The sequence below is a fragment of the Thioalkalivibrio denitrificans genome (assembly GCF_002000365.1).
Classification (GTDB): Bacteria; Pseudomonadota; Gammaproteobacteria; order Ectothiorhodospirales; family Ectothiorhodospiraceae; genus Thioalkalivibrio_A; species Thioalkalivibrio_A denitrificans.
Genome location: NZ_MVBK01000083.1, coordinates 1 through 10,208 on the forward strand (window position 1 = coordinate 1; position 10,208 = coordinate 10,208).

The window sequence follows — 10,208 nt, forward strand, 5'->3', positions numbered from 1 at the left end:
GGCCGGCGGCGGAGGTACAGACTGTCACCTCGGCATTTCGGCCAGATACGTCGATTGATGCCACGTATTCAGAAGCTTACACGAAGCCGCCGGCCGCCTTGGTGAAATATGCGGGCTAGCGCCCGATGCCGAGGACGTCGAGGACCTCGCCGGTGGCTTCCAGGACGCGAATCACCTGGTCTTCGGTCTCCATGATCACGGTACCGTCGGGCTGCGGGGGCAGGCGCCGGCGCAGTTCCTCGTCGACGCGCCTCCCGTGGCGCACCTGTTCCTGGCTCAGCACTTCACCGCGCTCCACCTTGCGCTGCCATCCGGGCGGCAGATCGCCCCCGCGAGCCAGGCGGCGCTGCAGGCCGGGGGGGAGTTCCCGTTGCCCGGAGGCCACCCCCGGCGAGGGGCGCGCTTCCCGCTCCCGGTACCACTGACCGATGGCCTCGCGTTCCTCCCAGCGGAAACGCTCGTGTACGCGCCCGGCCCGGTCGCGGTGTTCGGGTTCCAGTTCTCGGCGCAGGCGTTCGATCTCTTCATTCTGCGCATCCTGTCGCCCACCGCGCCGTTCTTCCAATCCGCGGGGTCGGTCGGGCCGTGTTTCGGTGGGCATGCCTCTCGGACCGTCGGCGCCGTTGCCGATGCCGGTGGGCGGGGGCTGGGCGGTGGCCGACTGGGCGCCCACGACAAGCACGGCGGAACAGACGAAGGACACGAGGCATCTGCGGGACACGGTAACCTCCAGAGTGGTTGCGGGGGCAGGGTACACTTGATGGTATCCCAAGCGAGGATTGTCTGCATGAAGTGTGGTCTGCATGTTGTCGCGAGGTGGTCGATCCTCGCGGCGATCTTGCTGGGGACCGGCTGTGCCGATCCCCAGTCACATACGGAGCCGCCTGCCGTGGCGGGTACGGCCATGTATCAATGTGGTGATGTGCGTGTGGAGGCCCGTTCCAGTAACGGGCATCTGCGCCTGATGCTGCCGGACCGGAATCTCGACTTGCAGTGGCACCCGGACAGATCGGCGTACATCGCGGATGACAACAGTGTGTTCCGGCCACATGCGGACGGCGCCGAACTTCACCTCGCCGGCGCCGGGCCCGTTGAATGCAGCGTCACCACCGCCCGCTCTCCCTGGGTGGTGGCGAGGGAGCGGGGAGTCCATTACCGTGCCGTCGGTCAGGAGCCCGGATGGGTGGTGGAGGTGGATGGCGGTATCGCGCCGTCCATGCGGGTTATCCTGGATTACGGGCAGCGCACGCTGGAGGTGTCCACCAGTCGCGTGCTTGAAATGCCGGAGGGATTCGAAGGCCGTGCAGATCAGAAATCGGTGCGTCTTCACATATTCCGGGAAGCGTGTCATGACAGCATGAGCGGCGAGGCCTTCGACACTCGCGCCGAGCTGCATGTGGGCGGCAGGCTGTATTCGGGTTGCGGGCGTTTTCTGTGAAGGAAGGTGATATGTCCGCCACGCTCCATTTCGTGCACGACCCCATGTGCAGCTGGTGCTGGGCCTTTACGCAGGTGCAGCGTTCGCTGGAGGAGGGGTTGCCCGCCGAGGTGACGGTGACGCGGCTTCTGGGCGGATTGGCGCCGGATTCGGATGAGCCCATGCCGGCGGAGATGCGCGAATACCTGCAATCCACCTGGCGCCATATTGAGGCGCGTGTCCCGGGCACCCGCTTCAACTTCCGCTTCTGGGACATCTGCACGCCGCGGCGTGCCACGTATCCTGCCTGCCGTGCGGTGATTGCGGCGCGCCGGCAGGGTGCCGCCAACGACCGACTCATGACGCGGGCCATCCAGGAGGCCTACTATCTTCAGGCGCGCAATCCCGCCGATGACGAGACACTGATCGCCCTGGCCGGAGAACTGGGACTGGACACGGCGGCCTTTGCCACGGCGCTGAACGCGCCGGAGACACAGGCACGGCTCGACGAGGAGATCGCCCGGGCCCGGGGCATGGGCGCGGACAGCTTCCCCAGCCTGGTGCTTGAAACGGACCAGGGGCTGACGAACATCCCCATTGATTACCTGGATGCGCGGCCCATGCTCGGGGCGATCACGGATGCATTGGCGTTGGCCCGCGGTGAATGAGCCGGTGCCGGTCGGCGGCTTTGATCAGTGCTTGTGCCGGTAGCTGATGCGACCCTTGGTGAGGTCGTAGGGGGACATCTCCAGCTTGACCTTGTCGCCTGCCACCACGCGAATGCGGTAGCGGCGCATCTTGCCGGAGGCGTAGGCGTGCACGCTCATGCCGTTGTCCAGTTCCACGCGGAAACGCTGGTCGGGCATGACGTCGGTGACGGTACCTTCCATTTCGATCAGATCTTCTTTGGGCATGAAATCTCCTCTTGCGTACGGGACGCCCTTGCGGACCTTCCCCTACACTCATGGGTTGAGCAAGCTGACTGGCCGGCCCGGCTGGCCGACACTGCAAAAGGACCACCTGCGGGGTGGTGTTCTGGACGGGCAATCGGTTCGCGATTGCCGATGCTGGTAAATTTCTGATGCGTTTCAGTCAGGCGACAAAAAAAGCATTATACATGAATGACAAGGCTCTTTCAGGGGCGGTAGAACGCGCTCATGTCCACCGGAAACCGGAGGGTGTTGACGCAGCGCGACGCGGCGTGCTCAAACTCATGCTTGCAGGTGCCCTCCTGCCCCTGGTGGCCCGGTCCGGCGGGGAAGCCCGCATTGGCCTGGCCCTCGGCAGCGGTGGGGCGCGGGGTCTTGCGCACGTGCTGGTCTTCGAGGTCCTCGATGATCTGGGCCTCCGAGTACACCGTGTTGCGGGCACCAGTATCGGCGCCATCATGGGTGCACTTTACGCAAGCGGGTTGTCCGCGGCAGACATCCACGCGCATATCGACCGACTGACGGTCTCCGCTGACGAGAACTGGTTTCGTGCGCTGTTGGAGGAGGATCTGGCCCGCACGATACGTTTTCTGCAACCGGATCTGGGCGGCGGCGGACTGATGAAGGCGGATGCCTTCCTGGCATTTCTTGAAGAGGTGACCGGACGCGAGGCGTTCGAGGAACTGGACGTGCCGCTACAGGTGGTGGCCACCGACCTTTGGACACGGGAGCAGGTGGTCATGGCATCCGGCGACCTCTGGCCCGCGGTCAACGCCAGCATGGCCATGCCCGGTCTATTCTCGCCGGTGACTCTCGATGACCGAGTGCTGGTGGACGGCGGTCTCACCAACCCGTTGCCTTACGACCTGCTCTGGGATGACTGTGACATCGTGATTGCCGTAGACGTGCTCGGTACGCGCACCCCGGAGGAATCCGGAGCGGTGTCATACTTTGACACCAGTTTCAGCACCTTCCAGATCATGCAGGCGGCCATCATCGGCGAAAAGCTCAGATACCGGGAACCGGATATCCTGGTGCGGCCCGACATCCGGGACGTCCGCGTGCTGGAATTCCATCGCTTCGAGGAGATCTTCGAGCAGGCGCGCCCGGCGCAGACATCTCTCAGGGAGGAACTTGTCAAGCGGCTCGGGAAGTCTTGAGCCGGATTGGTTCGACTTCCAGCGTCGAGTTGCCCGAAGTGATCCAGACCAGTTCGTCCTGGATGGTGCACTGCATTTCCATGCCGCGGGCAGCGAGACCGGCCAGCACGGCCGTACTGTCCGGCGGCAATGCCAGTACCGCGAGATTCTCCAGCGTCTCCAGCTTGCCCCGGTTGCGATCCCACCATGACTGCACAGTGCGTCCGTACGCGATGACGGTCACCTCATGCGCCCGCGCGCAGGCCTTGCGGATGTCACGCTCGTCCGGCAGGCCCACGTCGATCCAGCGCAGGATCTGTCCCGTGGCATCGCGCTCCAGCAGATCCGCCTCGTCATCAGTGGACAGCCCCCTGCCGAACTCGAGTGCCTCGCCGGCGAACAGGGCAAAGGCAAGCACGCGCATCATCATGCGCTCGTCGGTTTCCGAGGGATGCCGCGCCACCGTCAGCGCATGGCTCCCGTAATACCCCCGGTCCATGTCCGACACCTGCAACTGCACCTTGAATATGGTGGCCTTCAATGCCATCGGTTATTTCTCCTGTTAACCACGAAGCTCACGAAGAACACGAAGGAAAAGAAAGACGAAAACAATGTCCTCTCGCGAAGACGCAAAGCCCGCCAAGAAAAACGATTCATATAGGGCGGGCCGTGCCTGCCGCTCCGGCTTCGATCGAATTTCGGCGGCGCCCACGGGGCGCCCTATGTATTGATTTCCTCTGCGTTCTTGGCGCTCTTTGCGAGAGAACATTGTTTTCGTCTTTCTTCTTCGTACTCTTCGTGAGCTTCGTGGTTGAACGCCCTTCGGCGGGGGACACCTGAATTTCCATAAACATTTCTCTCGCGAAGGCGCGAAGCACGCAAAGGAAAGCAGCACCATATAGGGCGCCCCGTGGGCGCCGTCGAATCCTGAACGAATCCGGAGCGGCGGACGTGGCCTCCCCATTGAATTCGATTTTCTTGGCGGGCTTTGCGTCTTCGCGAGAGGACATTGTTTTCGTCTTCTGTTTCTTCGTGTCCTTCGTGAGCTTCGTGGTTTATCAAAGCGACCCGAAAACGACGCCGACCGCTATCACTGCCGCGATGATGGCCACCAGGTCTGCGGTCAGACAGGCCGGCAAGGCGTGGCGCAGGCGGCGGATGCCTACCGCGCCGAAGTAGACGGCCAGCACGTAGAAAGTGGTTTCCGTTGAGCCCTGCAGTGTGGTGACCAGGTAGCCCACGTAGCTGTCGGGGCCGATGTCAGGGTCGTTGATGATAGAGGCCATGATGCCGTAGGCGCCGGATCCCGAAAGCGGCCTCAGCAGCGCCATGGGCAGCGCCTCGGGGGGCAGGCCGAGCGGGCCGGTGATGGGGCCGAGAAAGGCGACGAAGGCGCCCAGGGCGCCGCTTGCGCGCAACATGCCTACGGCGACCAGGATGGCGACGAGATAGGGGATGATGCGCACGGCCACATAGAAGCCTTCCTTCGCGCCTTCCACGAACACCTCGTAGATGCGCACGCCGCGCAGCAGCCCGAAAGTGAGAAAGCCCAGCACCAGGCTCGGGATGATCCATGGCGCGATGGCCTGGCCGTAGAGCACCGACAGCGGGATGAGCGCCAGGAATCCCAGCAGCGCCAGCGCCGACACCCAGCCCGGATAGGGGCGGTCCACGTCCGGGGGCATGGCGGTGGTTTCCTGCGTCGGTTCCTCCGGAAGGGCGAAGGGGTCCTTTGCCGGTTGAGGCTCCGTGTCGCCGTCCGACGGCGGTGTCGGGGGCGCAGCCGGCAGCGGAAACAGGCGCCGGAAGAAGAACGCAGCCGTGATGCCCGCGATGGTGGCGCACAGGGTGGCGAACAGCGTCGTGGGCAGTATGGCCGCCGGATCCGAGGAGCCTGCCGCGGCACGCAGGGCGATCACGCCGGTGGGCAGCAGGGTGACGCTGGATGTGTTGATGGCCAGGAACAGCACCATGGAGTCGGTGGCGGTTCCCGGGCGGGTGTTGAGCTGGTTGAGGGCCTGCATGGCGCGGATGCCGAACGGCGTGGCGGCGTTGCCCAGCCCCATCATGTTCGCGGAGAGATTCAGGATCATGGCACCCATGGCCGGGTGCTCGGGCGGCACGTCCGGAAACAGGCGCACCATGAGCGGACGGATGAGCCGCGCGAGAATCGCCAGCAGCCCGCCCGCCTCGGCCACCTTGATCAGGCCCAGGAACAGGGTCATCACCCCGATCAGCGCGATGGCCAGTTCCACCGCGCCCCCGGCGGCATCGATCACGCCGCCTGTCAGCTGCGCCATGGGCGCTTCCCCTTCGCCGTCCCAGCGCAGCTGGTGCCATGCGGCGGTGGCGAACGCAATAGCCACCAGGGCGAAGAAGATGACGTTCATGGGGGCGGATTATACTTGGGTTGTCAGTTGTCAGTTGTCAGTTGTCAGTTGTCAGTTGTCAGTTGAGTGTTATGGTTCCTTGAGTTGGGAACGGGAGTGCTGTGATGAGCGGTGAGGACAAGTCGAGACTGGACAAGGTGGTGGCCGAGGCGCGCCGTCAGGCGCTGGAGCGGGGGCAGGGCTACCGGGAGCAGGCCCTGAAGATGTATCCCTGGGTGTGCGGGCGCTGCGGCCGGGAGTTCACCCGGGCCAACGTGCATGAACTCACGGTGCACCACCGCAACCACGACCACGATTACAATCCGCCCGACGGCAGCAACTGGGAACTGTTGTGCCTGTACTGCCACGACAACGAGCACCAGCGCCTGCTGGAGGCCGAGGCGAATCCCACCGGCGCGCAGTCCGGACGCTCCGCCAAGGGGGCTACCCACAACCCCTTCGCCGGCCTCAAGGACCTCCTGAAGTAGGAGCCCAGCCCTCTGGGCGAACGCGGAGTTGGAAAGGTTCGCCCGGAGGGCCGGGCTCCTACGGGGCCGTGCATGTCTGCGCCGACCCACAGTTCAAATGATCCCTGTCCCTGCGGCAGCCGCGACAGTTACGCGGCCTGCTGTGGCCGTTTTCTCTCCGGCGCCGCCCTGCCCGAGACGGCCGAGCAGTTGATGCGTTCGCGCTATACCGCCTATGTGGGCGCCGACGCCGGCTACCTGCTGGCCACCTGGCACAGCCGCACGCGTCCGGCTCGGCTGAATCTCGATGACCGGGTGAAATGGCTGGGCCTCAAGGTGCGCTCCGTGCACGCGGGTGGCCCGACAGACGACACGGGTACCGTGAGCTTTGTGGCACGTCACAAGCTCGGCGGACGCGCACACCGCCTGGAAGAGACCAGCCGCTTCGTCCGAGAGCACGGCCGCTGGGTTTACCTGGACGGTGATGTGGGTGATTGAGCGAGGCCCTAACGAAGTAGCTCACGAAGAACACGAAGAAACAAAAGAAGAAATGTTCTCTCGCGAAGACGCAAAGCCCGCAAAGAAATACGGATCATATAGGGCGGGCCGCGCCCGCCGCGTGGCCCTCGATCGAATTGCGGCGGCGCCCATGGGGCGCCCTATTCATTGCCCTTCTTTGCGAGCTTTGCGTCTTCGCGAGAGGAACGCTTTTTTCCTCGTGTTCTTCGTGAGCTTCGTGGTAAGAAACGCCCTCAGCCAACAGGCGAATCCGCGGCAATGCGCTCCTGCACCGCGAGCGCCAGGTCGTCCGGGTGGTATTTCTGGATGAACTTGTTGGCGCCGGTGCGTTTCACCATGTCCACGTTGAACACGCCGCTGATGGAGGAGTGCAGGAGCACGTAGAGGTCGGCAAGTTGGGGCCGGCTGCGGATCCAGGTGGTGAGCTGATAGCCGTCCACCTCGGGCATCTCGATGTCCGAGACCACCATGGTGAAATGGCCGCTCACGTCCGTGCCTTCTGCGATCATCTTCTCCAGCAGGTCGATGGCATGTCGTCCGTCCGGTACCAGGGTGCAGCGGATGCCCAGCTGCTCCATCGCCCGACGGATCTGGTTGCGCGCCACGGTTGAATCGTCGACCACCAGGACGTGCCGGTCGCCGGCATTGATCCGGGCGGTCAGGTCCGGCGAGACCTCCGTACTGGCGTGCACCACCTGGTCGAGTACCTTCTCCACGTCCAGGACCTCCACGATCCGGTCGTCGATCGTGGTGATGGCGGTGACGTAGGCGCCGGGGCCTGTCGCTCTGGGCGGTGACTGCACCTGGTCCCACTGGGTATTGACGATGCGCTCCATGCGCCGGATAAGGAAGCCGTGCACCGAGCGATTGTATTCGGTGATGATGATGTAGCCGCTTTCCGGATCCTTCATGGCCGGGCCGCCGATGGCGCGGGACAGGTCCATGATGGGCATGGTCACGCCGCGCAGGTTGGCGATGCCACTGACCAGCGGATGAGCGCCTGCGAGGCGTGTCATCTGGCGGAAGGGGATGACTTCCTGCACCTTGAATACGTTGATGCCGTAAAGCTGTCGCCCCTCCAGTTCGAAGAGCAGCAGTTCCAGCCGGGTGCCGGCGGCCTGGTTGGATTCGAGGCTGGAACCCCAGCGGGCGTTCTGCATGGCTTCATGACCGTCCTGAGGGCGGACGCTCATGGTACCCATTGCGGGGTCCGTGTCAGGCGGCATTCATCGGCTTTCCCGGACCGGCGGCCGGGAAAGCCCGCCCGTGTCAGGCCTGTCCCTGCATGCTGGCGCGGGCGCGTACGAGGTTGCCTGACTGGTAATCGCGAAAGGCCTGCTCGATCTCCTCCTGGCGATTCATCACGAACGGCCCGTACTGGACCACCGGTTCGCCGATGGGACGCCCGGCCACCAGTATGACCCGCGCGCCGGCCGGTCCGGCTTCCAGCGCCACGCCGTCGCCCTCGTGCAGCACCGCCAGCTGGTGCGCATCCACGGCGGTTCCGGAAACGGTGACGGCACCCTCGTACACGTAGATAAAGACGTTGTGCCCGGACGGCAGCCCGTGGGTCATGGAGGCCCCGGCCTCCAAGGCGATATCCAGGTAATGGACCTCGGTGATCGAATCATCGATGGGTGCGCGCACATCACCGTGAGCACCCATCAGGACCTTTGTGCGGGCGCCGGGCTCCTCGGCTACGGGAAACGCTTCCGGCCCGTATTCCTGGTAGGCCGGATCCGTCATCTTTTCCTGCGCGGGCAGGTTGATCCACAGCTGGAAACCGCGCATCAGTCCGTCGCTCTGGCGGGGCATCTCCGAGTGGATCACGCCGCTGGCCGCCTTCATCCACTGGGCGCCACCGCTCTTGAGGTCACCCTGGTTGCCCATGCTGTCCCGGTGTTCCATGTGGCCGTCCAGCATGTAGGTGAACGTGACGAAGCCCCGGTGAGGGTGATCGGGGAATCCGGCCACATAATCGTCCGGGTCGTCGCTGGAGAAGTGGTCCAGCATGAGGAAGGGGTCAAGGTTGCGCAGGGCCGGCGTGCCGAGGCTGCGCCGCAGTTGCACACCGGCGCCGTCGGAGACGGCCATTGCGCCGATTCGGGTCCTGACGCTGCGAGGTTTCATGTTGGTTCTCCGTGCTGTGAGGGATGAGACAGCATGGTCATGGCTGCATTCTGCGCGTTTGCGTGACAGGAATAAATCGCCTGACATTGAATCCATCGTTCCGATTATTGGAACAATTCCTGGGCCCGAAGGAACTGCGCTCGACATGTGATGTACTGAGTGTTCATATCGAGTCACATCCTTGGCCGTCCGGGCGGTGACCCGGGCAGAGGAGGGCAAGCTGTCATGACCGGAACCCGTCCGCATTATCCGCGCCGCCGTTTCCTGCGGTGGATGGCCGGCGCCGGAGTGTTGCCGTTCATGAAGCTCCCGGCGGGCGCCGCGCCGGCAGACGATGTCATTACCCGTGAGATCCCTTCCAGCGGTGAGCGCCTGTCGGCCATTGGCATGGGCACCTGGCAGACCTTTGATGTGGGCGACGACACGGCGCTGCGGGACGAGCGCACCGAATTGCTGCGGATCTTTTTCGAGCAGGGCGGGCAACTGGTGGATTCGTCGCCCATGTACGGTTCTTCGGAGGAGGTGCTCGGGTACGCCGTGCAGCGCATCGATTCTTCGCCGCTGTTCTCCGCCACCAAGGTGTGGACCCGGGGGCGGCGTGCAGGCATCGAGCAGATGGAGCACTCACGCGAGCTGTGGGGCGTGGAGCGCTTCGATCTGATGCAGATTCACAACCTCGTGGACTGGCAGACCCACCTGGACACCCTGCTGGCCTGGAGGGAGGAGGGCAAGGTTCGTTACCTGGGGATCACCACCTCCCACGGCCGCAGTCACGACGCCTTCGAACGCATCATGCGCGAGCATCCCCTGGACTTCGTGCAGATCACCTACAACATGATGGACCGGGTCGCCGAGCAGCGGCTCCTGCCCCTGGCCCGTGAACGGGGTATCGCGGTGCTGATCAACCGCCCGTTCCGGGGCGGGGACCTGTTCCGGCGCGTGCAGGGCAGACCCCTGCCGGGCTGGGCCGCGGACATTGGCTGCGAGTACTGGTCCCAAGTGTTCCTCAAGTTCATCATCTCGCATCCGGCCGTCACCTGCGCCATCCCCGCCACCAGCCGGGCGGATCGCATGATCCAGAACATGGGCGCGGTCCGGGGCCCACTGCCCGACGAGGCGCTGCGTGAACGCATGCTGGCGGAACTTTGAGGCAGTCAGTTGTCAGTTGTCAGTTGTCCGTGGTCAGTTGCAAAACCCACGAACAACGGACCATTCTCCGCTGACCACTGACCACTGAC

General features: G+C 64.2%; 12 protein-coding genes. 6 read left to right on the plus strand and 6 right to left on the minus strand.

What is annotated here, in order from left to right; all coding sequences use genetic code 11:
* Positions 1-115: 115 nt before the first annotated feature.
* Positions 116-721, minus strand: a complete 606-nt coding sequence (locus B1C78_RS13190; protein WP_245795428.1) for a hypothetical protein — start codon at positions 719-721, stop codon at positions 116-118.
* 66 nt (positions 722-787) lie between these two features.
* On the opposite strand from B1C78_RS13190, the gene B1C78_RS13195 reads away from it, so the two are divergent.
* Complete coding sequence (locus B1C78_RS13195; RefSeq protein WP_139349937.1) at positions 788-1,438, plus strand: hypothetical protein; 651 nt, start codon at positions 788-790, stop codon at positions 1,436-1,438.
* An 11-nt stretch (positions 1,439-1,449) separates the two neighbouring features.
* Positions 1,450-2,085, plus strand: a complete 636-nt coding sequence (locus B1C78_RS13200) for a DsbA family protein (RefSeq protein WP_077279643.1) — start codon at positions 1,450-1,452, stop codon at positions 2,083-2,085.
* A gap of 24 nt (positions 2,086-2,109) precedes the next feature.
* Here B1C78_RS13200 and infA read toward each other — a convergent pair whose 3' ends face one another.
* On the minus strand, positions 2,110-2,331 hold the full coding sequence (gene infA / locus B1C78_RS13205) for a translation initiation factor IF-1 (protein ID WP_077279644.1): 222 nt from the start codon (positions 2,329-2,331) through the stop codon (positions 2,110-2,112).
* 299 nt (positions 2,332-2,630) lie between these two features.
* Between infA and B1C78_RS13210 the strand changes: the two genes are divergently transcribed.
* Positions 2,631-3,506, plus strand: a complete 876-nt coding sequence (locus B1C78_RS13210) for a patatin-like phospholipase family protein (RefSeq protein ID WP_245795429.1) — start codon at positions 2,631-2,633, stop codon at positions 3,504-3,506.
* Here B1C78_RS13210 and B1C78_RS13215 read toward each other — a convergent pair.
* Both B1C78_RS13215 and B1C78_RS13220 read right to left on the minus strand, forming a co-directional pair.
* The gene (locus B1C78_RS13215) at positions 3,484-4,032 is read right to left on the minus strand and encodes a YaeQ family protein (RefSeq protein ID WP_077279646.1); all 549 of its coding nucleotides are present in this window, start codon (positions 4,030-4,032) and stop codon (positions 3,484-3,486) included. The two genes, B1C78_RS13210 and B1C78_RS13215, sit on opposite strands and share 23 nt — an antisense overlap.
* Before the next feature lie 511 nt (positions 4,033-4,543).
* Positions 4,544-5,875 (minus strand): nucleoside recognition domain-containing protein, encoded by a 1,332-nt coding sequence (locus tag B1C78_RS13220; RefSeq protein ID WP_077279647.1) that lies wholly within the window; start codon positions 5,873-5,875, stop codon positions 4,544-4,546.
* Between the two features lie 104 nt (positions 5,876-5,979).
* Here B1C78_RS13220 and B1C78_RS13225 point away from each other — a divergent pair, with 104 nt between their 5' ends.
* The gene (locus B1C78_RS13225) at positions 5,980-6,342 is read left to right on the plus strand and encodes a YajD family HNH nuclease (protein ID WP_077279648.1); all 363 of its coding nucleotides are present in this window, start codon (positions 5,980-5,982) and stop codon (positions 6,340-6,342) included.
* A gap of 72 nt (positions 6,343-6,414) precedes the next feature.
* Complete coding sequence (locus B1C78_RS13230; protein ID WP_077279649.1) at positions 6,415-6,819, plus strand: YchJ family protein; 405 nt, start codon at positions 6,415-6,417, stop codon at positions 6,817-6,819.
* Between the two features lie 254 nt (positions 6,820-7,073).
* On the opposite strand, the gene B1C78_RS13235 is transcribed toward B1C78_RS13230, so the two are convergent.
* Positions 7,074-8,033 carry a chemotaxis protein gene (locus B1C78_RS13235; protein WP_245795430.1) on the minus strand — a complete coding sequence of 320 codons (960 nt, stop codon included), beginning with the start codon at positions 8,031-8,033 and terminating at the stop codon, positions 7,074-7,076.
* A 76-nt stretch (positions 8,034-8,109) separates the two neighbouring features.
* Positions 8,110-8,970 carry a pirin family protein gene (locus B1C78_RS13240; protein WP_077279651.1) on the minus strand — a complete coding sequence of 287 codons (861 nt, stop codon included), beginning with the start codon at positions 8,968-8,970 and terminating at the stop codon, positions 8,110-8,112.
* Between the two features lie 225 nt (positions 8,971-9,195).
* Between B1C78_RS13240 and B1C78_RS13245 the strand changes: the two genes are divergently transcribed.
* Entirely contained in the window at positions 9,196-10,119 is a 924-nt protein-coding gene (locus B1C78_RS13245; protein ID WP_077279652.1) for an aldo/keto reductase, read from the plus strand.
* Positions 10,120-10,208: the final 89 nt, after the last annotated feature.

Coding starts and splice junctions, on each gene's coding strand:
- B1C78_RS13220 (WP_077279647.1), bottom strand. CDS start 5,875: ATGAACGTCATCTTCTTCGCCCTGGTGGCTATTGCGTTCGCCACCGCC.
- infA (WP_077279644.1), bottom strand. CDS start 2,331: ATGCCCAAAGAAGATCTGATCGAAATGGAAGGTACCGTCACCGACGTC.
- B1C78_RS13210 (WP_245795429.1), top strand. CDS start 2,631: ATGCTTGCAGGTGCCCTCCTGCCCCTGGTGGCCCGGTCCGGCGGGGAA.
- B1C78_RS13215 (WP_077279646.1), bottom strand. CDS start 4,032: ATGGCATTGAAGGCCACCATATTCAAGGTGCAGTTGCAGGTGTCGGAC.
- B1C78_RS13200 (WP_077279643.1), top strand. CDS start 1,450: ATGTCCGCCACGCTCCATTTCGTGCACGACCCCATGTGCAGCTGGTGC.
- B1C78_RS13235 (WP_245795430.1), bottom strand. CDS start 8,033: ATGAGCGTCCGCCCTCAGGACGGTCATGAAGCCATGCAGAACGCCCGC.
- B1C78_RS13225 (WP_077279648.1), top strand. CDS start 5,980: ATGAGCGGTGAGGACAAGTCGAGACTGGACAAGGTGGTGGCCGAGGCG.
- B1C78_RS13245 (WP_077279652.1), top strand. CDS start 9,196: ATGACCGGAACCCGTCCGCATTATCCGCGCCGCCGTTTCCTGCGGTGG.
- B1C78_RS13240 (WP_077279651.1), bottom strand. CDS start 8,970: ATGAAACCTCGCAGCGTCAGGACCCGAATCGGCGCAATGGCCGTCTCC.
- B1C78_RS13230 (WP_077279649.1), top strand. CDS start 6,415: ATGTCTGCGCCGACCCACAGTTCAAATGATCCCTGTCCCTGCGGCAGC.
- B1C78_RS13195 (WP_139349937.1), top strand. CDS start 788: ATGAAGTGTGGTCTGCATGTTGTCGCGAGGTGGTCGATCCTCGCGGCG.